Source organism: Xanthomonas sp. JAI131 (assembly GCF_013410075.1).
In the GTDB taxonomy this organism is placed as follows: domain Bacteria; phylum Pseudomonadota; class Gammaproteobacteria; order Xanthomonadales; family Xanthomonadaceae; genus Xanthomonas_A; species Xanthomonas_A bonasiae.
In genome coordinates this window covers 549,042-574,674 of record NZ_JACCCN010000001.1, presented here as the reverse complement: position 1 = coordinate 574,674, position 25,633 = coordinate 549,042, and the positions used below count along the sequence as shown (strand labels likewise).

The window sequence follows — 25,633 nt, the reverse complement described above, 5'->3', positions numbered from 1 at the left end:
CGATCGGGTCGCCGTGCCCGCCCCCATCGCGCCGCCGCGGATCAGAGATCGGCGATCTGCACGCGTCGCTGCGGATCGCGCTTGGCGCTGTACATGGCCTCGTCGGCACGCTGGATCAGCAGGACCGGGTCGAATTCCGGGCCGGTCTGCAGCGCGATGCCGATGCTGGGCTGCAACGGCAGGCGCTGCCCGTCGACCACGCAACCGTCGCGCGCAGCGGCCAGCACCCGCGCCGCCGCCGCGTGCGCTTCGCTGCGGGCGTCGGCCAACTGGTCCAGCAGCACCACGAACTCGTCGCCGCCCAGGCGCGCGATGAAGTCCTCCTCGCGCAGGCAGGTCTTGAGCAATCGCGCGAAATGCACCAGCACCGCGTCGCCGGCGTGATGGCCGAACCGGTCGTTGACCGTCTTGAAATCGTTGAGGTCCAGGAACATCACCGCCACCTGGTCGGCACCGCGGCGGCCGGGCTGGGCCAGGGTCCGGCGCAGGGTCTCGTTCCACGCCATGCGGTTCGGCAGCCCGGTCAGTTCGTCGCGCAGCGCGCGCGCTTCCATCAGCCGCGCCAGTCGCGTCTGCCCGGTGATGTCGCTGATCATGATGTGGAAGCCGGGGCGCGCCGGCACCATGGAGTCGTCGGGCACGTAGCTGGAGTGCATGACCCGCAGTTCGCCGGCCGCGTCGCGCAATTCCGTATCGAAGTGCTGCGCCTCGCCGTCCAGCACCCGCTGCAGATGCGTCCGGATCCTGTCCATGTGCTCGGCATCCAGCAGCTCCGGCATGCGCCGGCCGACGATCGCCGCCGGCGCCAGCGCGAACCAGTCCGCATAGGGCTTGTTGACGAACTGATAGCACAATTGGCTGTCGACGTAGGCGATCAGGGTCGGCGCGTTGTCGGCGATGGTGCGCAGCTGCGATTCGCTCTGGCGCAGGCGCGCCTCGGCCAGGTGCTGCTCGGTGACGTCCTGGATCTGCGCCACGAAATGCAGTGGCCGCTCGTGTTCGTCGCGCACCAGCGATACCGCCTGGCGCGTCCACAGCGTGGCGCCGTCGCGGCGCAGGTAGCGCTTGTCGAGGTGGTAGCCGCTACGTTGCCCGGCCACCAGTTCGGCCGCCAGCGCCAGGTCCGGGGCGACATCCTGCGGATGGCTGAGCTGGCGGAAATCCAGCGCCAGCAGCGCATCGCGATCGTAGCCGAGCATCGCGCACAGGGCGTCGTTGACCTCGAGCCAGCCGCCTTGCAGCGACACCAGCGCCATGCCGTGCGCCGCCGCCGAGAACGCGCCGGAGAAGCGCTGTCCGGCCAGCAGCGCGGCACGCGTGGCCTGGCGCTCGACGGTGACGTCGCGCATCACGCAGACCGCGCCCAGCGCGTGGCCGTCGGCGTCGTGCAGCCGCTCGGCGCTGCACAGCACGCTGCGCGGCGGCTGTCCGGCGGCGGCGACGACGATTTCCGCATCGCGCACCGATTCGCCGCGCCAGGCGCGGAACAGCGGGATCCGTTCGCGCTCGAGCAGGCGCTGGCCGTCCGCGTCGAACAGATCGAAATACTGCGCCCACTGCGCCGGCGGCAACGCACGCGGATCGGTGCCGTGCCAGGCGCGCGCGACCCGGTTGAACTGGGACAGCGTGCCGTCGGCGGAACACGACACGACCGCGTCGGGCACCGTTTCCAGCAGCAGGCTCAGCATCTGCGCCTGGGTCTGGGCGATGCGCGCGTCGCGGCGCGCCTCCAGCTGCATCGTCACCTGCGCGGCCAGGCGCCGCAGCCCCTCGCGCTGTGCCGTGCCCAGCTGCCGCGGCATGGTGTCGATCACGCCCAGGCTGCCGTAGAGATGGCCGCCGCTGCCGCGCAGCGGCATGCCCGCGTAAAAACGGATATGCGGCGCCCCCTGCACCAGCGGGTTGCCGGCGAAGCGCGGATCCTGCAGCGCATCCGGCACCTCCAGCAGTTGCGGCGACAGCAGCGCATGCGCGCAGAACGCCAGCTCGCGCGGCGTCTCTGAAACATTCAGGCCGCGGCTGGCCTTGAACCACTGGCGGTGTTCGTCGATCAGCGTGACCAAGGCGATCGGCACGTCGCACAGTTGGCTGGCCAGCCAGATCAGGTCGTCGAATACCGGCTCCGGCGGCGTGTCCAGCATGCCCAGTTCGGCCACCGCGCGCAGCCGCTCCAGTTCGTCGGCGGGCAACGGCGCGGGAATGAAGCCGAGGGGCGGTCGCTGGGGCATGCGCGGCAAGCGGGATGGGGAGCCGGTCACGATAACTGGCCGCGGGCGACGATGGCAGTCGCACGATCGCGGTTGGCGACGTGCACCACGCATTCGGCGCGCAGCGCGGGTGTCGCGGCAGGTGACGTGCTGCGGCGCAAGCAGTGCCTGCGCAGCGGGGTGGCCGGGGGCGTCACGCCCCGGGCCGGCCGCCGCGCCGCTCCAGGCAGCCGCCGCAGGCGCCGCTAGACGGCGGCTTGCGGCGTGCCTGCCTGCGTCTGTGCGTGGTGCTTTTCCATGTACACGCAGGCCAGCGCGATGCCGCTGGGATGCGCATAGCTGCCCTGCTGCAGCACCGCGTAGCCCTGGGCCCGATAGAACGCGACCGCGTTGAGTGCGGCGGCCAGGTGGATGCGCGCGCCGGGCACCAGTTTGGCTTCGAGCGCCTGCAGCAGGCGTCGCCCCAGTCCGCTGCCGCGCACGTCGGGATCGACGAACAGGCCGTCGATCTCGCTGCCGGCCAGATCGGCCACGCCGAAGCCGAGCAGGCGACCGCCGGCGTCCTCGGCGAGCACCGCGCCGCCGCTGGCGATCAGCTGCGGATACGTCGCCGGCGCCGGTGCCGACGCCCAGGCCGCGATGACCTCGGGCGGATAGTGCGTGCTGCACACCTGGCGCACGCAGCGGGTGCGCAGCGCCCACATCGCGGCGATGTCGGCGTGCCGCGCCGCGCGCAAGGCGACGGCGCCCGACGGAGGCGCGGCGGCACTCATCGCGACTTGCTGTCGCGCAGGCTGCGGATCCGCGCCGGCGGCTGGAACGAATCGCTGCGCGCATCGGCCCAGTACTCCTGGAACACCGCGTGGTCGGGCACGCCGTCGCGCAGCAGTTCGCCCGGTTCCAGATAGCGGTACAGCGAGGCCAGCGAACGGATCTCGACCTGCGAGATGCGCCGCAGGATGTGCTCCGGCCCCAGTTGCGACGGATCCGCCAGGCCGGCGGCGCTGAGCAGTTCGCGCAGCGCGCGCAGGGTGTTGGCGTGGTAGTGCTCCACCCGCACCGCCTTGTCGGTGGGATCCAGGTGCTTCCAGCGGCGCTGGTCCTGGGTGGCGATGCCGGTCGGGCAGCGGTCGCTGTGGCAGCTCAGCGACTGGATGCAGCCCAGCGCGAACATGAAGCCGCGCCCGGCGTTGCACCAGTCCGCGCCCAGCGCCAGGGTGCGCGCGATGTCGAACGCGCTGGTGATCTTGCCGGCCGCGCCGAGCTTGATCCGGTCGCGGATGTCCAGCCCGACCAGGGTGTTGTGCACCAGCAGCAGCGCCTCGTGCATCGGCACGCCGACATGGTCGATGAACTCGGCCGGCGCCGCGCCGGTGCCGCCCTCGGCGCCGTCGATGACGATGAAATCCGGGTACAGCCCGCTTTCCTGCATCGCCTTGGCGATCGCGAACCACTCCCACGGATGCCCGATCGCCAGCTTGAAGCCGCTCGGCTTGCCGCCGGACAACTCGCGCAGCCGGGCCACGAACTGCAGCAGTTGCAGCGGCGTGGAGAACGCCGAATGCCGCGACGGCGACACGCAGTCCTGGCCCATCGCCACGCCGCGGGTGGCGGCGATCTCGGCGCTGACCTTGGCCGCCGGCAGCACCCCGCCGTGGCCGGGCTTGGCGCCCTGCGACAGCTTGACCTCGATCATCTTCACCTGCGCCAGCGTGGCGTTGGCGACGAAACGCTCCTCGCTGAAGCGCCCGTCCGCATCGCGACAGCCGAAGTAGCCCGAGCCGATCTCCCACACCAGGTCGCCGCCGCATTCGCGGTGATACGGCGAGATCGAGCCTTCGCCGGTGTCGTGGTAGAAGCCGCCGCGACGCGCGCCCTCGTTGAGCGCGCGGATGGCGTTGGCCGACAGCGCGCCGAAGCTCATCGCCGAGATGTTGAACACGCTGGCCGAGTACGGCTGCGCGCAGCCGGCGCCGATGGTGACGCGGAAATCGTGATGGGTGATCTCGCTGGTCGCCAGCGAGTGGTTGATCCACTCGTAGTCGGTGGCGTAGGCGCTGCGCAGGGTGCCGAACGGCACCACGTCCATGACGTTCTTGGCGCGCTGGTAGACCAGGGCGCGCTGCTGGCGCGAGAACGGCGCCTCCTCGATGTCGCTCTGCAGGAAATACTGGCGCATCTCCGGGCCGACCGATTCCAGCCCATAGCGGAAATGCGCCAGGATCGGATAGTTGCGGCGCAGCGTGCTGCGCGTCTGCAGCAGGTCCCAGGTGCCCAGCAGGGCCAGGACCGCGAAGGCGGCCACGCCCCAGCCCCACAGCGGCCAGATCGCGCACAGGGCGATGGACAGCGCCAGCAGCACGCAGCTGGCGACATAGGCTAGGTAGCGGTGCATCGCGTTCCTCGCGAGATTCGGAAGGCAGCGAGTGTAGGCGGTGCAGGCCGGCAATGGCGCTGGCGCGGCCTACCGCCCGCTTGGGCGGCGTACAGCTTGGTGGTGCACAGCGTGCGGCGCTTTCGGCTACAGCCGGTCGTCCACCGCCTCGCGCGGCCACACCGACTTGACGTCGTAGACCACCAGGTTCGGCGTGCCCAGCGCGCGAATCCGCGCGGCATCGAAGCCGCGGTATTCGTCGTGCGCCACCGCCAGCACCACCGCGTCGTAGCGGCCGGCGACCGGCGCCGGCAGCAGTTCCACGCCGCCATGTTCGCGCGCCAGCTGCGGCTCGGCCCACGGGTCGCAGGCATCGACCCGCGCGCCGCTGGCGGCCAGCGCCTGCACCAGCTCCAGCGCGCGGCTGTTGCGCAGGTCCGGGCAGTTTTCCTTGAAGGTGACGCCGAGCACCAGGATCGTGGCCGCGGCCATGGCCACGCCCTTGTCCGCCAGCAGCGCCTGCACCCGCGCGGCGACGTGCGCGCCGACCCGGTTGTTGACCTGGCGCGCGGTGTGGATCAGGTCCGGGTGGTAGCCCATGCTCTCGGACTTGTGCAGCAGGTAGTACGGATCCACGCCGATGCAGTGGCCGCCGACCAGCCCGGGACGGAACGGCAGGAAGTTCCACTTGGTGCCGGCCGCTTCCAGCACGTCCTGGGTATCGATGCCGAGGCGGTCGAAGATCAGCGCCAGCTCGTTGACCAAGGCGATGTTGACGTCGCGCTGGATGTTCTCGACCACCTTCGCCGCCTCGGCCACGCGGATCGACGGCGCGCGCCAGGTGCCGGCGTCGATGATGCTCGCGTACAGCGCATCGACCGCCTCGGCGGCCGCGGCGCTTGAGCCGGAGGTGATCTTGCGGATGTCGGCCAGGCGCCGCTGGCGGTCGCCCGGGTTGACCCGCTCCGGGCTGTAGCCGCAGTGGAAGTCCTCGTTGAAACGCAGGCCCGAGCCTTGTTCCAGCAACGGCACGCACACCTCTTCGGTGGTGCCCGGATACACCGTGGACTCGTAGATCACCAGGTCGCCACGCTTGAGCACGCCGGCGAGCAGTTCGCTGGCCTGGCGCAACGGCTGCAGGTCGGGCTGCTCGTAGGCGTCGATCGGGGTCGGCACGGTGACGACATAGACGTTGCGGTCGCGCAGCGCGGCGGCATCGTCGCTGTAGCGCAGGTGCACGCCGGCACGCAGTTCGTCCGGTTCCATTTCCAGGGTCTGGTCGTGGCCGTCGCGCAACTGCGCCACGCGCTGCGCGTCGATGTCGTAGCCGAGCGTGTCGTAGCGCGCGCCGAACGCCACCGCCAGCGGCAGGCCGACATAACCCAGGCCGATGACGGCGATGCGCAGTTGCGCGGGATCGAACACGATATCGACGGGCATGCCGTTCCTTTCAGGGCGCAGCGGCGGCGTGCGCCGTCGATGCGGGTGGTCGCGGAAGTGCGGATGTCCGCGGCGCGGACCCACGGCCATGGTAAGCGGCGCGGCGGCACGCTCCAAGCGGGCACTGCCTTCACGTACGACGTGCCTATCATTGGCCCATCGCACACACCGTCTCGCCAGCCTGTCGCGGTTCTTGCCACGGCCGCGACGCCGATGTGACCTGGCGTTTACGCCTTACGCCCTAGTCTGGCCAAGCGCCTCCCCGCAGTTCCCAGAACAACCCCCTCATTACTACTACAGGAGATCCTGCCGTGAGCCACGCTCCGTGCCTGCTCGTGGATGTCGAAGCCGAACTGGCGCATTGGAAGGTGCTGCACGGGGAAGGCAAGCTGGGGCCGCAGTCCTTCAGCGAGCATGCGCGTCTGATCAAGATGGCCTGCGATGTGTTTCTGCAGCTGCCGCGCGAGTCCAACGAGGTGCGCATGCAGCGCCTGCGCCAGCGCTACGACGCCGAACATCCGTGGCCGCGCATCGCCTGGAACGATGCCGAAGCCTTCGTGCTGGCCTGCTGGGCCAGGCTCGACGGTTCCGAGCGGCGCGATACCCAGCCAGATCCTGCCCCTGTCCCCGCCTGACCCTGGAGGCACGCCCATGTCCAACCCACCCAATCGCGAGAACGCGGACAGTCCGCAGCAGCGCGGCCACACGCCCGACAAGCTGCGCAACGACGCGGCGAAGTGGAAGGACCGCGACCAGCCGGACAGCGACCCCGAACGCGACCACGCCGATCCGGAACACGACTACCCGCGGCCGGACGGCAGCGAGTAGGCAGACACACCGCCGGCGTCACAGCGCCGGCGATTCCAGACTCACGCATCGGGCATCGCGCTGCGGCGCGCTCGCCGACGCTCGGGCTACCGCGCCAGCGTCCGTCCCTCGGCTCCCCCTGCGACGCCATGCCCTCAGCGCAGGCTGGACCCGCGCACGATGCAGCGTCCGCTCAGCACCACCTTGCGCATCGGCAGGGTCGGCGCATTCAGCCGTTCCAGCAGCAATGACATCGCGGTGCGGCCCATGTCCTCCACCGGCTGTTCGATCACGGTGATGCCCGGCTCGACCAGGTCGGTCCAGCTCTCGTTGTCGAAGCCGGCCAGCGCCAGGTCCTGCGGAATGCGCAGGCCGGCGCCGCGCGCGGCCTTCAGCGCGCCCATCAGCAACAGGCTGTTGCTGGCCACCAGCGCCTCCGGACGCTCGGGTTGCGCCAGCCACGCCTGCACCTCGGCGGTTGCCGCCTCCGCGCTAGGCGCCACCTCGCGGTAGCTCGGCGCCAGGCCGTGCGCCTGCATCGCCGCCAGATAGCCGTCGCGGCGCTCGGCGGCGGTGCTGCTGGTCTTGCCGAACAGCCCGCCGATGCGGCGCAAGCCGCGCTCGGCCAGGTGCTCGATCAAGCTCGCCATCGCCGCGGCATTGTCCAGCACCACGCTGTCGTGCACGCCGGCCTTGCCGGCACGGTCGAGCAGCACCACCGGATAGTCGAAGTTCAACTTCGGCAACTGGCTCTGGGTGGTGCGGGTCGGCGCGAAGATCAGGCCGCTGACCCGTTCTTCCTGCATCAGCTGCAGGTACAGCGCCTCGCGCTGCGGATCCTCGTCGGTGTTGCACAGGATCACCCGCATCCCGGCGCGGTAGGCCACCTCCTCGACCGCGCCGATCGCCGCAGTGAAGAACGGGTTGCGGATGTCGGCCACGATCAGCCCGACGATCCCCGAATGCTGCGAACGCAGCCGCCGCGCCATCAGGTTCGGCCGGTAGCCGGTCTCGCGCACCGCCGCCTCGACCCGCGCCCGCACATCCTCGCTGACCGGGCCCTGGCCCAGCGCCCGCGATACGGTCGAAGTCGAGACCCCGGCCACCCGCGCCACGTCATGGATGCTGACCGTCACTGGCAACGTTCCCGCAAAATTCCCACTGCAACCCCCTTCCAAGTGGCCAAATTCGATAGTAGCACCGGGTTTTCCCGAATAAATTGTGCAGTGCACATTGACGCGGCAGTGGGAACGTTCCCACACTGCGCCCACTCGCCGCCCCAGGCCCTCGAAGGATGCCCCGCGTGACCCAGACGAATCCCCCCGTATTGGTCGCCAGCGAACTGGTCCGCGTCAACGTCCAGGTCCGCGACAAGGCCGACGCCATCGCCCAGGCCGCGCAGCTGCTGGTCGCCGCCGGTTGCGTGCCGCCCGCCTACGCGGCCAGCATGCTGCGCCGCGAAGCCCTGGCCAACACCTTCCTCGGCCACGGCGTGGCGATCCCGCACTGCACCGGCGAGGACCGCCACCTGGTCCAGCGCGACGGCATCGCGGTGCTGCAGATCCGCGACGGCGTGGAGTGGAATCCCGGCCAGACCACCCATCTGGTGGTCGCCATCGCCGCGCAGTCCGATACCCACATCACCTTGCTGCGGCGCCTGACCCGGCTGATCCAGGACCAGCCGCGGCTGGACGCGCTGTTCGCCAGCGACGACCCGCAGGCGATCGTCGACGCGCTGAGCCAGGATCCGGCCATCGCGGCGAGCGGCGCTCCGGTCGCCGATCTCGGCGAGCGCTTCGAATGGACTGTCGCCTACCCCACCGGCCTGCATGCGCGCCCCGCGACGCGCTGGGTGGAGACCGCGCGCGGTTTCGCCGCCAGGATCCAGGTGCGCGCCGGCGAGCAGACCGGCGATGCCAAGAACCTGGTGTCGCTGCTGCAGCTGGGCCTGCATGCCGGCGACACGGTGACCATCTCGGCCGAAGGCCAGGACGCCGCCGCCGCGCTGGCGCGGCTGCGCAGCGTCATCGACGGCCTCACCGCACAGGAGAAAGCCGACGCGCAGGCCGCGGCGCAGCGCCGTGCCGCCCCGGTCAGCGGCTGGACCCCGCCGCAGGCGCAACCGGCCATCGTCGGCATCGGCGCCAGCCCCGGGCTGGCGATCGGCGTGGTGCACAAGCTGGCCGGCAACGACGGCCCGGTGCCGGACGCGCCGGTGCCGCTCAGCGACGGCGGCGCGCTGCTGCACGACGCCTTGCTGCGCACCCGCCAGCAACTGCAGGCGATCGAGGACGACACCCGGCGCCGGCTCGGTGCCGGCGATGCGGCGATCTTCCGCGCCCAGGCCGAACTGCTCAACGACACCGACCTGATCACCCTGGCCTGCCAGCTGATGGTCGAAGGCCACGGCGTGGCCTGGTCCTGGCAGCAGGCGGTCGAGCGCATGGCCAACAAACTGTCGGCGCTGGGCAATGCGGTGCTGGCCGGACGCGCCAGCGACCTGCGCGACGTCGGCCGTCGGGTGCTGACCCAGATCGACCCGAGCCTGGCCAGCGGCAGCCTGGAGCACCTGCCCGACCGTCCGTGCATCCTGCTCGCCAGCGACCTGTCGCCGTCGGACACCGCGCACCTGGACACCAGCCGCGTGCTCGGCCTGGCCACCGCGCTGGGCGGGCCGACCTCGCATACCGCGATCCTGTCGCGCACCCTGGGCCTGCCGGCGCTGGTCGCCGGCGGTGCCGACCTGCTCGACCTGGACGACGGCGCCACCGTCATCGTCGACGGCAGCAGCGGCCGCCTGTACCTGGCGCCGTCGGAGGACGACCTGGCCTCGGCCCGCGCCTACATCGAGGAACAACGCCAGCTGCGCGAGCGCGAGGCCGAGCAGCGCAACCAGCCGGCGCAGACCCAGGACGGCCACCGCGTGGAGATCGGCGCCAACGTCAACCTGCCCGAGCAGGTGCCGATGGCGCTGGCGCAGGGCGCCGAGAGCGTCGGCCTGATGCGCACCGAATTCCTGTTCCTGGAGCGCGGCAGCACGCCGAGCGAGGACGAGCAGTACGACACCTACATGGCGATGGCCAAGGCGCTGGACGGGCGTTCGCTGATCGTGCGCGCGCTGGACATCGGCGGCGACAAGCAGGTCGCGCACCTGAACCTGCCGCGCGAGGACAACCCGTTCCTCGGCGTGCGCGGCGCGCGCCTGCTGCTGCGCCGCGCCGACCTGCTGCAACCGCAGCTGCGCGCGCTGTACCGCGCGGCCAGGGACGGCGCCAAGCTGGCGATCATGTTCCCGATGATCACCTCGGCGGCGGAGATCGTCGCGCTGCGCGCCGAGTGCGAACGCCTGCGCGCCGAGCTGGACGCGCCGGAGGTGCCGCTGGGGATCATGATCGAAGTGCCGGCGGCGGCGATCCAGGCCGACGCGCTGGCGCGGCATGCCGACTTCTTCTCGATCGGCACCAACGACCTGACCCAGTACACGCTGGCGATCGACCGGCAGAACCCGGACCTGGCCGCCGAGGCCGACAGCCTGCACCCGGCGGTGCTGCGCCTGATCCGCACCACGGTCGAAGGCGCCGCGCGCCACGGGCGCTGGGTCGGCGTGTGCGGCGGCCTGGCCGGCGATGCGTTCGGCGCGGCGCTGCTGACCGGGCTGGGCGTGCACGAACTGTCGATGACCCCCAACGACGTGCCGGCGGTGAAGGCGCGCCTGCGCGGCAGCCGCCTGGATGCGCTGCAGGCGCTGGCGCAGCGGGCGCTGGACTGCGAAAGCGCGGCCGACGTGCGCGCGCTGGACGGAGCCGGCGCATGAGCGTGCAGGCCGTCAGCGTCAGCCTGAACCCGGCGATCGACCTGACCGTGGCGATCGAGCGGCTGCAGCCCGGCCAGGTGCATCGCGCCAGCAGCGCGCACGCCATCGCCGGCGGCAAGGGCATCAACGTCGCCGCCTGCCTGGCCGACGCCGGCGTCGCCACGGCCGCGCTCGGCGTGCTCGGTGCCGGCAACGCGCACCTGTTCGAGACCCTGTTCGCCGCGCGCGGCATCGACGACCGCTGCCTGCGCGTGCCCGGCGACACCCGCACCAATCTCAAGCTGGTCGCCGCCGACAGCGGCGACACCACCGACATCAACCTGCCCGGCCTGCCGCTGGCCGCGGCCGAGCTGCACGCGGTCGGCGCGCGCCTGGCCCCGCTGCTGCGTCCGGGCCTGCCGGTGGTGCTGACCGGCAGCCTGCCGGCCGGCCTGGCCGACGACAGCTGGCGCGTGCTGCAGGCGCAGGCCGCCGCCGCCGGCGCGCGGGTGTTGCTGGACACCAGCGGCGCGCCGCTGCGCGAAGCGCTGGCCGCACCGCGCGCGCAGCTGCCGTTCGCGATCAAGCCAAACCGCCACGAACTGGAGGACTGGGCCGGCACGCCGTTGCGCGCGACCGCCGAACTATTGGCGGCCACCCACGCGCTGCTGGCCAGCGGCATCGCCCTGGTGGTGGTGTCGCTGGGCACCGACGGCGCGCTGTTCGTGCGCGGCGAGCAGGCGCTGCTGGCGCGGCCGCCGCAGCTGGCCGGCGGCAGCAGCGTCGGTGCCGGCGATGCGATGGTCGCCGGCCTGGTCGCGGCGCTGCTCGCCGAGGCCGACCTGGCGACCTGCGCGCGCCAGGCCACCGCCTTCGCCGTGGCCACGCTCGGCAGCGGCGCCGCGCGCCGGCTGCCGCGCGACCAGGTCGACGGCATCGCCGCCGCGGTCCGCATCGAGTCGCTGCAATGAACCCCACGTCGAACCGCATGTGTTCGAACCGCATGTCATCGAACCGCACGCCGCCGCCATCGCGCGCGGCGTCCCCCTGCGTCCATCGGGAGCAAGCATGAATCCTATCTTCGTGGTGATCGTCGCCGGCGAGCGCAGCACCGAAGCCGTCCTCGCTGCCGAAGCCTTGCGCCATGCGGCCAGCGCACGCGGCGCGGTAGTGCACGCCGAGGTGCGCACGCCGCAGGGCGTGATCGCGCCGCTGGACCTGGCCGCGGCCGGCAGCGGCTATCCGCTGCTGCTGGTCGGCGACGGCGATGCCGATGCGGCGCGCTTCGCCGGCGCCGCGCCGCTGCGCGCCAGCCTGGATGCGGTGCTCGACGACGCCGACGGCGTGCTCGCGCCGCTGCTGGCCGCTGCCGCGCCGGCAACGACCGCCGGCGCGGCCACGCAGACGGACGGTCCCAAGCGCATCGTCGCCGTGACCTCCTGCCCCACCGGCATCGCCCACACCTTCATGGCCGCCGAAGGCCTGCAGCAGGCGGCCAAGACCCTGGGCCACCAGATCCGGGTCGAGACGCAAGGCTCGGTCGGCGCGCAGGACACGCTCAGCGACGCCGAAATCGCCGACGCCGACCTGGTGCTGATCGCCGCCGACCGCGAAGTGGACCTGTCCCGCTTCGGCGGCAAGCGCCTGTTCAAGAGCGGCACCAAGCCGGCGATCAACGACGGTCCCGGACTGATCCGCAAGGCGCTGGCCGAGGCCGGCGTGCACGTGGCCAGCGGCAACGGCGCCGCAACCGCGAGCAGCGAACGCGGCAAATCGGCCGGTCCGTACAAGCACCTGATGACCGGCGTGTCGTTCATGCTGCCGTTCGTCACCGCCGGCGGCCTGCTGATCGCGCTGGCGTTCGCGCTGGGCGGCATCTACGCCTTCGACGACGCGCACAAGGGCACCCTGGCCTGGTCGCTGTTCCAGATCGGCGCCAAGGCCGGCTTCACCCTGATGGTGCCGGCGCTGGCCGGCTACATCGCCTACTCCATCGCCGACCGCCCCGGCATCGCCCCCGGCATGATCGGCGGCATGGTCGCGGCCAACCTCGGCGCCGGCTTCATCGGCGGCATCTTCGCCGGCTTCATCGCCGGCTACGGCGTGGCCGCACTGAACCGCGCGATCAAGCTGCCGCGCACGCTGGAAGGGCTCAAGCCGGTGCTGATCCTGCCGGTGCTGGGCACCCTGCTGGTCGGCCTGACCATGCTGTACGTGGTCGGCCAGCCGGTCGCCGAAGCGCTGGCCTGGCTCACCGACTGGCTGCGCGGCATGCAGGGCAGCAGCGCGGTGCTGCTGGGCCTGCTGCTCGGCGCGATGATGGCCTTCGACATGGGCGGGCCGGTCAACAAGGCCGCCTATGCGTTCTCCACCGGCCTGATCGCCAGCCAGGTGTACACGCCGATGGCCGCGGCGATGGTCGCCGGCATGACCCCGCCGCTGGGCATCGCGCTGGCGACCTGGGTGTTCCGCAACCGCTTCACCCGCGAGGAGCGCGGCACCAGCGCCGCCACCGGCGTGCTCGGCCTGGCCTTCGTCACCGAAGGCGCGATCCCGTATGCGGCGCGCGACCCGCTGCGCACCATCCCGGCGCTGATGCTGGGCTCGGCGCTGGCCGGCGCGATCTCGATGGCGGCCGGTGCCGAACTGAAGGTGCCGCACGGCGGCGTGTTCGTGCTGCCGATCCCCAACGCGGTGACCCATCTGGGCATGTACCTGATCGCGCTGCTCGCCGGCACCGTGCTGACCGCGCTGGCGCTGCGCGTGCTGAAGAAGCCGGTCGCCGAATAAGTCCTGCGCCGACGCGCTGCCGGGGGCGATGTCCCCTCCCCCGTCGCCCACGGCGGCGCGCCGGCCTCCATCACACCCCAGGAGTCTCTGCCATGTCCCTCCCCCTCACCCGGCGCCTGTCGCTCACCGCCCTGGCGCTCGCGCTCGCCCCGCTGGCCCACGCCCAGGACGCCAGCGACGCGTTCAAGCTAAAGCTCGCCTACACCGGCGAGGCCGCGGTCTCGCTGGACGGCGGCAAGGAACAGGGCAGCGCCTACGCCGGCCAGCTGATGCTCGGCACCGACGTCGACCTGCAGCGGCTGATGGGCTGGAACGGCGCCACGCTGAAGGTCTATGCGATCAACCGCCACGGCACCAACCTGGCCAACAGCGACATCGGCAACAGCACCTCGGTGCAGGAAATCTACGGCGGCCAGGGTACGCGCCTGGCCAACTTCACCATCGCGCAGAAGCTGTTCGACGACCGCCTGGAACTGGAGGCCGGCCGCAGCGTGGCCAACATCCATTTCCTCGGCTCGGACCTGTGCGGCTACTTCCAGGGCAACTCGGCCTGCGGCAACCCGACCTTCGTGTTCCGCACCAGCAACTTCACCTACTGGCCGGTGTCCAGCTGGGCCGCGCACGCCAAGGCCTGGGTGACCCCGACCGTGTACGTGCACGTCGGCGCCTACGAGGTCAATCCGACCCAGGCCGAGGACGGCGAGCACGGCCTGAACTGGAGCACCCGCGACCGCACCGGGGTGATCGTGCCCTACGCGATCGGCTACAAGACCGAGGCGGCCAGCGTGCGCTTCCCGGCGATGTACGAACTGGGCGGCTGGCAGGACAACTCCGACTACACCGACCCGCTGACCGACCGCAACGGCAACCCGGCGCGGCTCAGCGGGCTGGACTACGCCACCCGCAACGGCCGCTCCGGCGCGTTCTTCCGCTTCGAGCAGCAGGTCACCCGCCCCGACGCCGACAGCGCGCGCGGGCTGGTGCTGTTCGGCTCGGTGCTCAAGGGCACCTCCGGGCAGCTGATCGAAGACCACTTCCTGGAGCTGGGCCTGGTCCAGCGCGGCACCTTCGCCAGCCGCGAGCAGGACAACATCGCCTTCGTCGTCACCCAGCAGCGCTACAGCGACGACGCGCTGGAAGACCTGCGCCTGGCGCGCGCCGCGGCCGGCGGCAGCGGCACCCCGCACAGCTCGCAGTACATGATGGAACTGAGCTACGGCATCCAGGTCACCCCGCAGCTGCGCATCGCGCCGAACCTGCACTACATCGTGCATCCGGACCAGTTCAACGACCCGTCGCGGACCCGCGACCTGCCGAATGCGCTGGTCGCCGGCATGCGCGTGGATTGGGCGTTGTAGGCCGGGATTGGGGATTGGGGATTCGTCGCGCCCGCGGATGCTGATGGCGGCATTTGCAGGCGGCGGCGTTTCCGCAGGGCTCGGCAGCGGATCTCCGCGATGCCGGGCGGCAGGATCGAAGCGACCGCGCTAGCGGCGATCCTGCCTGGTTGACGAAGCAGCGGTCCGGCGGATCTCGCGAGGTCGAGGACGGCCCGGGAACGGATGCACCGACAGTCCGCAGCAGCGTCCAGGCGACGCCGATTTCTGCATCGGCGCCACGCGAACGTCACCGCTCGGCCGGTATTCCGCGCAGGCGCGCGGCCAAGCAACATGCACCCAAACCCAAACGCACGACGCCCCGGCATGCCGGGGCGTCGTGCGTTCCGTCCGTGTCACTCCGCTCGCATGCACGCGCGCCGGTCCGTCGGCGCATGCGGGAACGAAATCAGGTGGCCGGCGAATCGAGATCCGTTCGATTCCGTGCAAGCGCGCATCCCTGGCGCGGGAGCGATGACGTTGCCGACAGACACAGGATGCCTGTGGCCACGTGCCGGCGCGATCGGTCGATGCCGTGTCGTGCCGTCAGAATTTCCCGACACGGGCCGACAATCGAGGGCGGGCTAAGGATTCCGATCCGCCGCAAGCTGCCGCGCGCACAGTCCTTGCGGCTGCCAGGCCTGGGTCAAGGTCGTCGCTGGCCGGTCGGCGTCGTGGAGGATGAGCGCAAAGCCTTGCCGTGGCACCGTGCCGATCGCCATCAGCAGCATCGGCGGTCCGGCCTCGACCGTCAGGCTGTTGCCGGGCCCGCGCCCGACCTGGACGCCGGCCGGCGTCTCCAGGCAGGTGTCGCCGCTGACCGCGAAGAAGGCCTCCGGCCCGGAATGGACATGCAACGGCGCCGTCGTCCCCGGGAGGAAGATCGAGCGCAGATAGTCGGCCGCATAGGTCGACGCCGGCGCCACCGCGAGCGGACCGACCGTGGACACGTGCTCGCCGCCCTTTGAATGCCATGCGGCCTGCGCGAGGGTGAATAGCCAGACCGATCCGAACGCCTCCACCACCACGCTGGTCGGGGCGGCGGCAGCGTCTGCGGACGCCTTCGACGCAAAGCGATCGAGATGCCAGAACACCGCCCCGGCAGGCAACGCCGGCAGCGGCTTGCGCGCCAGCAGGCACGCCGGCCCCGCCTCCTCCACTGCCCCGCATTGCCGTGTGGTCGCCTGCGCGACCGCCGCGGAGGGACACGCCGCCGCACCTGCAAACAGACAGAAAAGCATCCCGCGCATTGCCAATCCCCTGGCCGCGAAGCAGATCGGGAGCTTGCGCGCTTGTGGGCCCGGTTTCAACGGCGTGCGCGCATCGACGCGCGGCGGCTTGCGCAACGGCAGGCGCCGCCGCGGAAGGACCGCGGCCGTGGCCGAGCCGCCCGCTGGCCGCGCCGGCTCGGCGCCGGCCGCGCCGCAGTTGCCGCGCAACGGTCACCGTCGCTACATAAACGGATCCCATCGTAATCGCCTCGCCACCGCCGATTACGACGGTTTTCCAACATCCGCGTTGCAAGCATCTCGCGCCATGCGCATCCTGGTTGCCGAAGACGATACGTCCATTGCCGTTGCGTTGCGCGACTCGCTCGCCGAGTGCGGGCACGTGGTGGACCACGTCAACGACGGCGCCGCCGCCGAGCGCGCGCTCAGCGCCGAGTCCTACCACCTGCTGGTGCTGGACCTGGGCCTGCCGCGGCGCGACGGCCTGCAGGTGCTGCAGCGCGTGCGCGAACGCCGCGACGAGGTCGCGGTGCTGGTGGTGACCGCGCGCGACGGCGTGGAAGACCGCATCCGCGCCCTCGACCAGGGCGCCGACGACTACCTGATCAAGCCGTTCGAACTGTCCGAGTTCCTGGCCCGCACCCGCGCCCTGCTGCGCCGGCGCAGCAGCGGCGGCATCCCCGAGCTGGCCCTGGGCCAGCTGCGGATCAACCTCGCCGGGCGCCGGGTGTGGCTGCAGGACGAGCCGCTGGAACTGACCGCGCGCGAGTTCGCGCTGCTGGAAACGCTGCTGATGCGCAGCGGGCGCGTGGTCAGCCGCGGCCAGCTCACCGACGCGCTGTGCGACTGGCAGCACGAGATCACCGACAACGGCCTGGACATCTCCATGCACCGCCTGCGCCGCAAGCTGCACGGCTCCGGGGTCGGCATCCGCACCATCCGCGGCCTGGGCTACCTGCTGGAAGAATCCCGCACCGCGGACGCCGACGCCGACACCGCCCACGACCCGCACGCGTCGTGAGCGCGGCCGTGGCAGCCGCGACGGCGGGCGCAGTCCCCGCCCATCCCAGCCTGCGCCGGCGCCTGCTGGCGTTCCTGCTGATCCCGACCCTGCTGCTGATGCTGGTGGTCTCGGCGCTGTTCTACCTGCTGATGCTCAAGTACTCCAATCACGTCCACGACATGGACCTGAAGGAGGACACGCTGGGCCTGGCCAAGGCGGTCAACGACGCCGGCGCGCGCCTGCCGCTGCCGCTGCAGGCGCGGCGCCTGCTCGAATACAGCAGCGACGGCCGGGTGTTCTTCGAGGTACGCAGCCGCGACCACGGCGTGATCAGCAACAGCGCGCAACCGATCCCGGCGCACGCCGCGCCGGCCGCGCTCGGCCGGGTGGTGCTGCGCGACGAACGCATGGCCGACGGCACCCCGGTGCGCGTGGCCAGCCTGATCGTGCCGTCGGCCTGGGAGGCCAACGACCGGCTGACGATCTCGGTGGCCGAGACCCTGGACGACCGCCACCGCCGCGCGCGCGAGATCCTGATGCTGATGCTGCCGACCGAACTGCTGCTGACCTGCTCGCTGCTGGCGCTGGTCTGGCATGGGGTGCGCGTGGGCCTGCGCCTGCTGCAACCGGCGGTGCGCCGGCTTGACGACAGCCAGCGCGACCTGAGCCCGGTGTCCGGCCCCGACATCCCGATCGAGGTGCTGCCGCTGACCCAGGCCATCGACGGCCTGCTGGGCCGGCTCAAGCAGCTGATGGCCTTGCAGGAGCGCTTCGTCGCCGACGCCGCGCACCAGTTGCGCACGCCGCTGGCCGGACTGAGCATGCACGTGCAGCGCGCCCAGGCCAGCACCCGTCCGCAGGACACCGCGCAGGCGCTGCAGCACATCCGCCAGCTGACCGACCGCGCGATCCGCAGCTCCACCCAATTGCTGGCGCTGACCCGCGCCCAGGCGCCGCGCGAGAGCATCCGCCCGCTGCTGCCGCTGGACCTGGCCGCGTGGCTGCCGCAGGCGCTGGCCGAGCGCATTCCCGACGCGCTGCAGGCCGGAGTCGATCTGGGCTACGACGACGACGATGCCGACAACGGGCCGGCCTGGGTCGCCGCCGACGCCTGGTCGCTGCGCGAACTGCTCGACAACCTGCTCGACAACGCCTTCAGGCATGCCGCCGGCGGCATGGTCACGGTGAGCCTGCGCCGGCAGTCGCGACACCTGCAGCTGGCGGTCGACGATGCCGGCCCGGGCGTGGACGAGGCCTTGCTGCCGCGCCTGGGCGAACGCTTCTTCCGTGCCCCGGATGCGCCCGAAGGCGGCACCGGCCTGGGCCTGGCGATCGTCGCCAGCATCGCCGCACGCCACCACGCCGCCCTGCGCTACCAGCGCTCGGCGCTGGGCGGCCTGCGCGTGGAGCTGGACCTGCCGGCCAGCGCGGCGACGCCCGCATGAGCCGGCGCCGCGCATCCCGGCTGGCCGGCCTTGCCGTGCTGAGCGCCGCAGCGCTGGCCGGCTGCGTCAGCACCCCGCTGCCGGAGCTGACGCAGCCGCTGCCGTCGCAGTGGACATCGCTGCCGGCAGCGGCCACTCCGCGACCGCCCGGCAGCGCGTGGTGGCAGGACTTCCACGAGCCGCAACTCGATGCGCTGGTCGCGCAGGCGCTGCGCGACGATCTCGACGTGGCCCAGGCTCTGGCCAGGCTGCGCGCGGCGCGGCGCATGGATGGCGTCGCAACGGCAAGTCTGAAGCCGCAGTTGCATGCGCGCACCGAAGAACCGATCGACCCCGACGCCAGCGCCTCTTTCCTGGTCGCCGGCTTCGACGCGGAATGGGAACTGCCGCTGTTCGGGCGCGGCGAAGCCGCCCGCCGCATGAGCCGCGGCGACCTGCAGGCCGCGCAGGCCAGCCTGGAGCAGGTCCGCACCGCCACCATCGCCGACGTGGCGCGCAACTGGATCGAACTGCGCCACGCGCAACAGGCCGAACAACTGCTGCAACGCATCGCCGACGCCCGCCAGCGGCAGGCGACGCTGAGCGCCTCCCTGGTCGCGCTGCGCCTGGCGCCGCCGGCCGCCGCCGCCCAGGCGCAGGCCGCGCAACTGCAGGCGCAAGCCGCGCTGGACGAACCGCGCACCGCCAGCGCCGCCGCCGCGCAACGGCTGGCGGTGCTGCTGGCGCGCAGCGCACCGGACCCGGCGTGGAGCGCCGCCGACGCGGCAGCCGCCGCCCCGGGCGCGACGGCGTCGGGCCTGCAGATCGGCGCGATCGACGCGGTGCCCGCGGACCTGCTGCGGCGGCGCCCGGACATCGCCGCGCGCGAGGCCGAGGTGCTGCGCGCGGCCGGCGAACTGGGCATCGCCCGCGCCGACCGCTACCCCAGCATCGGCCTGGGCGGCGCCATCCACTGGTCCACCAACCTGCTCTCGCACCGCCGCACCGCCACCCCGCACGAGATCGCCTCGCTGGGTCCGCTGATCGACATCCCGCTGTTCGACTGGGGCCTGCGCCAGGCCACGGCGCAGGCCCGCGGCGAGCTGCTGCAGGCGGCGACGCTGGCCTACCGCCAATGTGTGCTGGACGCGGTGGCCGAAGTGCAGAACGCGCTGACCGCGCTGGAACAGCAGCGCCAGCGCGTGCTGGCGCAGCAGCAGGCGCTGCAGGCGCTGCAGCAGGCCGCCGACGCGGCGCAGGCGCGGCGCAGGCTGGGCCTGGGCAGCGACCTGGACGTGGCCACCCAGCAGGCCGCGCGCGACCAGACCGCGCTGGAGCTGCTCGAGGCGCAGCGCCAGCGCGACCTCGACTACATCGCGCTGCAGACCGCGCTGGGCAGCGCGCAAACGCAGGCCACCGCCACCGTCGGCGACGCGGGCAGCGCAGGCGCAACGCCCTGATGGTCGCGCTGGCCCGCCAGACCCTGCGCCACGAATGGCGCCGCTTCCTGCCGGTGGTGGTCTCGGTCGGTTTCGCCAGCCTGTTGCTGCTGCTGCAGACCGCGCTGGTGCTGGGCATCTTCGGCAGCGCCAGCGTCTACGTGTCCGGCTCCGACGCCGACCTGTGGCTGGGCTATCCGGGCACCCAGAGCGTGGACCAGGGCCGCCCGATCGATCCGGATGCGGCTACGGCGCTGTACCTGGACCCGCGCGTGGTCCAGGTCGAGCCGTTCGTCTGGTTCGACGGCGACTGGCGCGGCCCCGACGACACCGGCGCGGTGTCGATCTACGTCTCCGGCATCGACACCCGCGCCGACGGGCTGATGTTCGCGCGGCTGCTGAGCCCCGCCCTGCGTGCGGCGCTGCGCGAACCGGACACGGTGGTGGTGGACCGCGCCGAACTGGACAAGCTCGGCGTCGGCATCGGCCGCAGCGCGCGCATCAACGGCCACCGGGTGCGGGTGATCGGGGTCGGCCGCGGCCTGCGCGCGCTGGGCGGGGTCAACGTGCTGGCCTCGCTGGAAACCGCGCGCGCCCTGAACACCGATGCCGTGCACCCGGACTGGCCGACCTACATGGTCGCGCGGCTGCGGCCCGGCAGCGATGCCGCGGCGGTGGCGCGCAGCCTCGCCGGCAACGCCGCGCCGGCGCGCATCGAGGCCTGGAGCGCGGCGCAGTTCGCCCGGCGCAGCATCCTGTTCTGGATGTTCGACACCGGCGCCGGCTCCGGCGTGCTGTTCCTCGGCGGCATCGTGCTGCTGGTCGGCGTGGCGATCACCAGCCAGACCCTGCTGGCCACGGTGCTCGGCGCGGCGCGCGAGTACGCCACGCTCAACGCGCTGGGCGTGAGCATGCGCGCGCTGCGCTGGGTGGTGCTGGAGCAGGCGGCCTGGGTCGGCGCGCTCGGCCTGCTCGGCGCCAGCGCGCTCGGCGCCGCGCTGGTGGCGCTGGCGCGTGCGCACGACGTGCCGGTGGCGTTCGATGGCAACGGCTGGGCCGCGTGCGTGGTCGCGGTGATGCTGCTGACCGTGCTCTCGGCGCTGGCCGCGCTGCGCGGACTGCGCCGCGCCGACCCGGCGCTGCTGCTGCGATGAACCAGGCCACCGCCCCCGTCGACGCCGCACTGCTGCCGCACGCCGCCACGCTGCACGGCAGCGCCCTGTGCAAGAGTTTCGTCTCCGGCAAGCTGCGCACCGAGGTACTGCGCGACGTGAGCCTGCAGGTGTGGCCCGGCGAACTGACCCTGATCTCCGGACCGTCGGGCTGCGGCAAGAGCACCCTGCTGTCGATCCTCAGCGGCCTGCAGCGCGCCGACAGCGGCCGGGTGCAGGCGCTGGGCGAGAACCTCGGCGCGCTCGACGCGACCGCGCTGGAGCGCTTCCGCCTGCGCCATACCGGCTTCATCTTCCAGGGCTTCAACCTGTTCCCGGCGCTGAGCGCGCTGGACCAGGTGCGGCTGCCGCTGCAGTACATGGGCCTGGCCGCCGCCGAGGTGCGCGCACGCGCCGAAGCGGCGCTGGCCGAGGTCGGCATCGCCCATCGCCAGCAGCTGCGCCCGGCCGAGCTGTCCGGCGGCGAGAAGCAGCGCGTGGCGATCGCGCGCGCACTGGCCAAGCACCCGGCGCTGCTGTTCGCCGACGAACCGACCAGCGCGCTGGACGCCGGCAACGGCCAGATCGTGATCGACCTGCTGCACCGCATCGCCCGCAGCCACAACACCATGGTGCTGTGCGTCAGCCACGATCCGCGGCTGATCCGCCATGCCGACCGCGTGCTGTCGATGGAAGACGGCCGCATCCTCGACGACCGCCGCCTGGCGCCGCCGCCCCCGCCCCCCTCTTCGTCCCGGATGTCCGCACCATGAAAGCGTTCCTCGCCGCTCCCCTGCTGGGCCTGCTGCTGGCCGCCTGCGCGCGGCCGCCGCAGGCGGCGCCCGTGCCCAGTGCGGCGCCGGCCTACCTGGCGGTGGCGCGCGGGCGCATCGACGTGGAAGGCGGCCTGCTGCGGCTGAGCCTGCCGGTCGCCGCGACCCTGCAGCGGGTGGCGGTGCACGAAGGCGACGCGGTGCGACGCGGCACGCTGCTGATCCAGGCCGACGACCGCGCCGCGGCGCTGGACCTGGACATCGCGCAGACCCGCGCGCAGGCGGCCAGCGCGCACGTGAGCCAACTGCAGCAGCGGCTGGCGCACGCGCAGCAGCGCCAGCGACGGCTGGCCGAAGCGGCGCGGATCGGCGCCGGCGACGGCCAGAGCGCGGATGATGCCGCCGACGCCAGCCAGACCCTGGCCGACGCGCTGCAGGCCGCGCGCAGCGACGCCGCGCTGGCTGCCGAACAGGTGCATCAGGCGCAACTGCAGCGCGACCAGTACCGCCTGTCCGCGCCGGCCGACGGCCGCGTGCTGCAACTGGCCGCCGCGGTCGGCGCGCGCAGCGACGGCGGCGCCACGCCGCTGCTGACCCTGCTGCCGGACGCGCCGCGCCTGGTCCGCGCCGAATTGAACGAAAGCTACGCCGCCGCGGTGAGCCCCGGCATGCAGGCCGAGGTGATCAGCGACGACGGCCGCCAGACCGCATTGGGTACCGCGGTGGTGCGCTGGCTGGCGCCGGCGTTCGGCCCGGCGCAACTGCACGACGACGCCGATGGCGCCAGCGCCGGCAACGACCGCAGCGTGGCCTGCGTGCTGGCGTTCCGGCAGCCGTCGGCGCTACGCCTGGGCCAGCGCGTGCTGGTGCGCTTCCGCAACCCGGCCGCCGCGCAACGCTGACGAAAGGCTGCTGAAACGCCTGTCCGCCACGCTGCGCGCGTTCCTCCGCTGCCGACGCTGTGCCGCCATGATCCAATCCGCCGAATTCCACTTCCAGGGCGGCCGCCACGGCGTGCTGCTGATCCACGGCCTGACCGGCACCCCCAGCGAGATGCGCCTGCTCGGCAAGAGCCTGCACCGCGAAGGCTTCAGCGTGCATGGCGTGCAGCTGGCCGGACATTGCGGCAACGAGGACGACCTGATCGCCACCGGCTGGCGCGACTGGAGCGCCAGCGTCGAGCAGGCCGCGGCGCAGATGCGCCCGCAGGTGGACAAGCTGTTCGTGGCCGGCCTGTCGATGGGCGCGCTGCTGGCGTTGCAACTGGCCGAAGAACGGCCGGAGTGGGTCGACGGCGTCGGCGTGCTCGGCGCCACCTTCCGCTACGACGGCTGGAACATCCCGCGGCGTGCGCGGCTGGCGTTCCTGCTGCCGTGGTTCAAGCGCCTGGGCATCGGCCGCCGCCGCATGTTCCTGGAAGAGCCGCCGTACGGCCTGCGCGACGAGCGCATCCGCGCGCAGATCAGCGGCGCGATGCTCGGCGGCGACAGCAGCGCCGCCGGCCTGCCCGGCAATCCGTGGCACGCGCTGGCCGAGATGCACCTGCTGTCGCGGCGGGTGCGCCGCAACCTGGCCAAGGTGACCGCGCCATGCCTGGTCGCGCATGCGGCCGAGGACGACATCGCGCATCTGCGCAACGCGCAGCTGGTGGTCGCCGGCGTGTCCGGACCGGTGGAACTGCTGTTGCTGCACGACAGCTACCACATGATCACCCTGGACCGCGAACGCCGCGTGCTCGGCGCGCGACTGGCGCAGTTCTTCGCCGCCCAGGCCGGCGCGCCGCGCCAGGCCGCCTGATGGCGCTGCAGGCGCCCGTGGTCGGCGTGTGGCTGGCGACGGTGGCGCTGGACACGGTCGGCCAGCTGGCCTTCAAGCACGTCGCCAGCGATCCGCTGGCGAGCGGCGCGGCACGCTGGCGGCGCATGGCGCGGCAACCGTGGCTGTGGCTGGGCATGGCCTGCTACGCGTTCGAATTCCTGGCCTGGACCGCGTTCCTGTCGCTGGTGCCGCTGGGCCGCGGCGTGCTGCTCGGCTCGATCAACATCGTGGCGATCATGCTCGCCGGGCGCTGGCTGTTCGGCGAGCGGCTGGGACGCATGCAGGTGGCCGGAATCTGCCTGGTCAGCGCCGGCGTGGCCGTAGTCGGGCTGGGCACATGAGCCGCCCGCCGCTGCACCGCTACGCCGTGGGCTTCGCCCTGCTGCTGGGCTTCGACACCCTGGCCCAGTTCGGCTTCAAGCTGGGCGGCGCGCACGCGTTCCCGCCACAGGCCGAGTGGGCCTGGGTGCTGCGCCTGCTCGCCAGTCCCTGGCTGTACGCCGCACTGCTGGGTTATGTCGGCGCGTTCTTCACCTGGATGAAACTGCTCGAACACGCGCCGATCGGCCCGGCGTTCGCCGCCTCGCACCTGGAGGTGGTCAGCGTGCTGCTGCTGTCGGCGTGGTGGTTCGGCGAACCGATCGGCGCATTGCAGGCGCTCGGCGCGGCGCTGATCGTGGCCGGCATCGTCTGCCTCGCGCTCGGCGAGCGCGCCGCGCCGGCCGATGCGCACTGAGGTTCCGCCCACCGCCGGCCTGCCGCTGCGCTGGCGCGACCTGTGGCCGGCGCGCACGCCGCAGCGGCTGGCCGCGCAACTCGGCGTGCCCGATGCGCTGCTGACCTGCTCGGGCACCGCCGCGCTGGTCGTCGCACTGCGCACCCTGGCCGCCGGCAGCCGCCGCCGGCAGGTGCTGGTGGCCGCCTACACCTGTCCGCTGGTGGCGCTGGCGGTGGCCCACTGCGGCCTGCAGCTGGTGCTGTGCGATCTGCTGCCCGATGCGATCGAACCCGACCCGGCGCAGCTGGCGCAGCGCTGCGGCAGCGACACCCTGGCGATCGTCGCCACCCACCTGGGCGGGCGCCTGACCGACCTGGAACCGCTGCGCCAGGCCGCCGCGGCCTGCGGCGCGATGCTGATCGAAGACGCCGCGCAGGCGCTGGGCGGCGTGCACGCCGATGGCCGGCCGGCCGGCCTGGGCGGCGACATCGGCTTCTGCAGCCTGGCGGTGGGCAAGGGCCCGACCCTGTACGAAGGCGGCCTGCTGATGTCGCCGCACGCGCCATTGCGGCGCAGCCTGGCCGCGATGGCGGCGCGCCTGGGCCAGCGCGACTGGCGTTGGGAACTGCAGCGCAGCCTGCAGTTGCTCGGCTACGCCGCGCTGTACCGGCCGCACGCCTTGCGCTGGGCCTACGGCGCGCCGCTGCGCCGCGCCTTGCGCCGCGGCGACCGCGTGGCCGCGGCCGGCGACCATTTCGATGCGGCGATCCCGCAACACGCGGTCGGCGCCTGGCGCGAAGCGGTCGGCGTGCGCGCCAGCGCGCGCTGGCCGGCGTTCCTGGCGCAGGCGCGCGACCAGGGCCGGCGCCGCAGCGCCCGCCTGGCCTCTCTGCCCGGGCTGCGCGTCGTCGCCGACAGCGCCGGCGCGCAAGGCAGCTGGCCGGCGCTGCTGGTGCTGCTGCCGGACGCGGCCGCGCGCGAACGCGCGCTGGCGCAGCTATGGCCGCGCGGACTCGGCGTCGGCCTGCTGTTCGTGCACGCCCTGCCCGACTACGCCTATCTGCGCGACATCGTCGATCCCGCACCGATGCCCAACGCGCGCGACTTCGCCGCGCGCTGCCTGAGCATCAGCAACAGCCCGTGGCTGGATGAGGATGGATTCGAGGCGATTGTTGCGGTACTGCGGCAGGTGTGTGCCGAGCGGATGGGCTGATCCCGCAACACCATCGCACCCTGCACAATCCTGTAGGAGCGGCTTCAGCCGCGACAGGATCCATCGGTAACGCGGGTC

The 25,633-nt window shown here is 72.4% G+C and carries 22 protein-coding genes; 16 read left to right on the top strand and 6 right to left on the bottom strand.

Annotated elements, in window-relative coordinates; translation table 11 throughout:
- Window positions 1–41: 41 nt before the first annotated feature.
- The 4 genes from HDC36_RS02405 to HDC36_RS02390 form a co-directional block, all read right to left on the bottom strand.
- Window positions 42–2,228, bottom strand: coding sequence for a diguanylate cyclase (locus tag HDC36_RS02405; protein ID WP_179564121.1), 2,187 nt, complete (start codon window positions 2,226–2,228; stop codon window positions 42–44).
- 224 nt (window positions 2,229–2,452) lie between these two features.
- Window positions 2,453–2,980, bottom strand: a complete 528-nt coding sequence (locus HDC36_RS02400) for a GNAT family N-acetyltransferase (RefSeq protein ID WP_179564120.1) — start codon at window positions 2,978–2,980, stop codon at window positions 2,453–2,455.
- The gene (locus tag HDC36_RS02395; protein ID WP_179564119.1) at window positions 2,977–4,602 is read right to left on the bottom strand and encodes an FMN-binding glutamate synthase family protein; all 1,626 of its coding nucleotides are present in this window, start codon (window positions 4,600–4,602) and stop codon (window positions 2,977–2,979) included. Before HDC36_RS02395 ends, HDC36_RS02400 begins: the two co-directional genes overlap by 4 nt.
- 126 nt (window positions 4,603–4,728) lie before the next feature.
- Window positions 4,729–6,021 carry a nucleotide sugar dehydrogenase gene (locus HDC36_RS02390; RefSeq protein WP_179564117.1) on the bottom strand — a complete coding sequence of 431 codons (1,293 nt, stop codon included), beginning with the start codon at window positions 6,019–6,021 and terminating at the stop codon, window positions 4,729–4,731.
- A 311-nt stretch (window positions 6,022–6,332) separates the two neighbouring features.
- Here HDC36_RS02390 and HDC36_RS02385 point away from each other — a divergent pair, with 311 nt between their 5' ends.
- Both HDC36_RS02385 and HDC36_RS02380 read left to right on the top strand, forming a co-directional pair.
- Entirely contained in the window at window positions 6,333–6,656 is a 324-nt protein-coding gene (locus HDC36_RS02385; RefSeq protein WP_179564115.1) for a transposase, read from the top strand.
- A gap of 16 nt (window positions 6,657–6,672) precedes the next feature.
- Window positions 6,673–6,849, top strand: a complete 177-nt coding sequence (locus HDC36_RS02380; protein ID WP_179564113.1) for a hypothetical protein — start codon at window positions 6,673–6,675, stop codon at window positions 6,847–6,849.
- Window positions 6,850–6,983: 134 nt separating this feature from the next.
- Here the strand turns inward: HDC36_RS02380 and HDC36_RS02375 are convergent, their stop codons facing one another.
- Window positions 6,984–7,964 carry a LacI family DNA-binding transcriptional regulator gene (locus HDC36_RS02375; RefSeq protein ID WP_179564111.1) on the bottom strand — a complete coding sequence of 327 codons (981 nt, stop codon included), beginning with the start codon at window positions 7,962–7,964 and terminating at the stop codon, window positions 6,984–6,986.
- Window positions 7,965–8,131: 167 nt separating this feature from the next.
- Here HDC36_RS02375 and ptsP point away from each other — a divergent pair, with 167 nt between their 5' ends.
- The 4 genes from ptsP (at window position 8,132) to HDC36_RS02355 (ending at window position 14,769) form a co-directional block, all read left to right on the top strand.
- Window positions 8,132–10,642, top strand: coding sequence for a phosphoenolpyruvate--protein phosphotransferase (gene ptsP / locus HDC36_RS02370; RefSeq protein WP_343204311.1), 2,511 nt, complete (start codon window positions 8,132–8,134; stop codon window positions 10,640–10,642).
- Window positions 10,639–11,592 carry a 1-phosphofructokinase family hexose kinase gene (locus tag HDC36_RS02365; RefSeq protein ID WP_179564107.1) on the top strand — a complete coding sequence of 318 codons (954 nt, stop codon included), beginning with the start codon at window positions 10,639–10,641 and terminating at the stop codon, window positions 11,590–11,592. Before ptsP ends, HDC36_RS02365 begins: the two co-directional genes overlap by 4 nt.
- Window positions 11,593–11,689: 97 nt before the next feature.
- Window positions 11,690–13,411 (top strand): fructose-specific PTS transporter subunit EIIC, encoded by a 1,722-nt coding sequence (locus HDC36_RS02360; protein ID WP_179564105.1) that lies wholly within the window; start codon window positions 11,690–11,692, stop codon window positions 13,409–13,411.
- Between the two features lie 92 nt (window positions 13,412–13,503).
- The gene (locus tag HDC36_RS02355) at window positions 13,504–14,769 is read left to right on the top strand and encodes a carbohydrate porin (protein ID WP_179564103.1); all 1,266 of its coding nucleotides are present in this window, start codon (window positions 13,504–13,506) and stop codon (window positions 14,767–14,769) included.
- Between the two features lie 602 nt (window positions 14,770–15,371).
- Here the strand turns inward: HDC36_RS02355 and HDC36_RS02350 are convergent.
- Window positions 15,372–16,226 (bottom strand): hypothetical protein, encoded by an 855-nt coding sequence (locus tag HDC36_RS02350; protein WP_179564101.1) that lies wholly within the window; start codon window positions 16,224–16,226, stop codon window positions 15,372–15,374.
- A gap of 97 nt (window positions 16,227–16,323) precedes the next feature.
- Between HDC36_RS02350 and HDC36_RS02345 the strand changes: the two genes are divergently transcribed.
- From HDC36_RS02345 to HDC36_RS02300, 10 genes are all read left to right on the top strand, one after another.
- Entirely contained in the window at window positions 16,324–17,037 is a 714-nt protein-coding gene (locus HDC36_RS02345; protein ID WP_179564099.1) for a response regulator transcription factor, read from the top strand.
- An 8-nt stretch (window positions 17,038–17,045) separates the two neighbouring features.
- Entirely contained in the window at window positions 17,046–18,464 is a 1,419-nt protein-coding gene (locus tag HDC36_RS02340; protein ID WP_179564097.1) for a sensor histidine kinase, read from the top strand.
- Complete coding sequence (locus HDC36_RS02335; protein ID WP_179564095.1) at window positions 18,461–19,903, top strand: TolC family protein; 1,443 nt, start codon at window positions 18,461–18,463, stop codon at window positions 19,901–19,903. Before HDC36_RS02340 ends, HDC36_RS02335 begins: the two co-directional genes overlap by 4 nt.
- Window positions 19,903–21,036 (top strand): ABC transporter permease, encoded by a 1,134-nt coding sequence (locus tag HDC36_RS02330; RefSeq protein WP_179564093.1) that lies wholly within the window; start codon window positions 19,903–19,905, stop codon window positions 21,034–21,036. Before HDC36_RS02335 ends, HDC36_RS02330 begins: the two co-directional genes overlap by 1 nt.
- The gene (locus tag HDC36_RS02325; protein WP_179564091.1) at window positions 21,033–21,806 is read left to right on the top strand and encodes an ABC transporter ATP-binding protein; all 774 of its coding nucleotides are present in this window, start codon (window positions 21,033–21,035) and stop codon (window positions 21,804–21,806) included. Before HDC36_RS02330 ends, HDC36_RS02325 begins: the two co-directional genes overlap by 4 nt.
- Entirely contained in the window at window positions 21,803–22,708 is a 906-nt protein-coding gene (locus HDC36_RS02320; protein ID WP_179564089.1) for an HlyD family efflux transporter periplasmic adaptor subunit, read from the top strand. The genes HDC36_RS02325 and HDC36_RS02320 overlap by 4 nt, the downstream gene beginning before the upstream one ends.
- Before the next feature lie 67 nt (window positions 22,709–22,775).
- Complete coding sequence (locus HDC36_RS02315; protein WP_179564087.1) at window positions 22,776–23,603, top strand: alpha/beta fold hydrolase; 828 nt, start codon at window positions 22,776–22,778, stop codon at window positions 23,601–23,603.
- Window positions 23,603–23,965 carry an EamA family transporter gene (locus tag HDC36_RS02310; protein ID WP_009593961.1) on the top strand — a complete coding sequence of 121 codons (363 nt, stop codon included), beginning with the start codon at window positions 23,603–23,605 and terminating at the stop codon, window positions 23,963–23,965. The genes HDC36_RS02315 and HDC36_RS02310 overlap by 1 nt, the downstream gene beginning before the upstream one ends.
- On the top strand, window positions 23,962–24,360 hold the full coding sequence (locus HDC36_RS02305; protein ID WP_179564085.1) for a DMT family transporter: 399 nt from the start codon (window positions 23,962–23,964) through the stop codon (window positions 24,358–24,360). The genes HDC36_RS02310 and HDC36_RS02305 overlap by 4 nt, the downstream gene beginning before the upstream one ends.
- Window positions 24,350–25,555: a DegT/DnrJ/EryC1/StrS family aminotransferase gene (locus tag HDC36_RS02300; RefSeq protein WP_179564083.1), complete on the top strand. Its 1,206-nt coding sequence runs from the start codon at window positions 24,350–24,352 to the stop codon at window positions 25,553–25,555. Before HDC36_RS02305 ends, HDC36_RS02300 begins: the two co-directional genes overlap by 11 nt.
- Window positions 25,556–25,633: the final 78 nt, after the last annotated feature.

Bases quoted from the DNA above. Each gene is read 5' to 3' on its own strand.
- HDC36_RS02405 (WP_179564121.1), bottom strand. From the start codon at position 2,228: ATGCCCCAGCGACCGCCCCTCGGCTTCATTCCCGCGCCGTTGCCCGCC.
- HDC36_RS02400 (WP_179564120.1), bottom strand. From the start codon at position 2,980: ATGAGTGCCGCCGCGCCTCCGTCGGGCGCCGTCGCCTTGCGCGCGGCG.
- HDC36_RS02395 (WP_179564119.1), bottom strand. From the start codon at position 4,602: ATGCACCGCTACCTAGCCTATGTCGCCAGCTGCGTGCTGCTGGCGCTG.
- HDC36_RS02390 (WP_179564117.1), bottom strand. From the start codon at position 6,021: ATGCCCGTCGATATCGTGTTCGATCCCGCGCAACTGCGCATCGCCGTC.
- HDC36_RS02380 (WP_179564113.1), top strand. From the start codon at position 6,673: ATGTCCAACCCACCCAATCGCGAGAACGCGGACAGTCCGCAGCAGCGC.
- HDC36_RS02365 (WP_179564107.1), top strand. From the start codon at position 10,639: ATGAGCGTGCAGGCCGTCAGCGTCAGCCTGAACCCGGCGATCGACCTG.
- HDC36_RS02360 (WP_179564105.1), top strand. From the start codon at position 11,690: ATGAATCCTATCTTCGTGGTGATCGTCGCCGGCGAGCGCAGCACCGAA.
- HDC36_RS02355 (WP_179564103.1), top strand. From the start codon at position 13,504: ATGTCCCTCCCCCTCACCCGGCGCCTGTCGCTCACCGCCCTGGCGCTC.
- HDC36_RS02345 (WP_179564099.1), top strand. From the start codon at position 16,324: ATGCGCATCCTGGTTGCCGAAGACGATACGTCCATTGCCGTTGCGTTG.
- HDC36_RS02335 (WP_179564095.1), top strand. From the start codon at position 18,461: ATGAGCCGGCGCCGCGCATCCCGGCTGGCCGGCCTTGCCGTGCTGAGC.
- HDC36_RS02330 (WP_179564093.1), top strand. From the start codon at position 19,903: ATGGTCGCGCTGGCCCGCCAGACCCTGCGCCACGAATGGCGCCGCTTC.
- HDC36_RS02325 (WP_179564091.1), top strand. From the start codon at position 21,033: ATGAACCAGGCCACCGCCCCCGTCGACGCCGCACTGCTGCCGCACGCC.
- HDC36_RS02320 (WP_179564089.1), top strand. From the start codon at position 21,803: ATGAAAGCGTTCCTCGCCGCTCCCCTGCTGGGCCTGCTGCTGGCCGCC.
- HDC36_RS02315 (WP_179564087.1), top strand. From the start codon at position 22,776: ATGATCCAATCCGCCGAATTCCACTTCCAGGGCGGCCGCCACGGCGTG.
- HDC36_RS02310 (WP_009593961.1), top strand. From the start codon at position 23,603: ATGGCGCTGCAGGCGCCCGTGGTCGGCGTGTGGCTGGCGACGGTGGCG.
- HDC36_RS02305 (WP_179564085.1), top strand. From the start codon at position 23,962: ATGAGCCGCCCGCCGCTGCACCGCTACGCCGTGGGCTTCGCCCTGCTG.
- HDC36_RS02300 (WP_179564083.1), top strand. From the start codon at position 24,350: ATGCGCACTGAGGTTCCGCCCACCGCCGGCCTGCCGCTGCGCTGGCGC.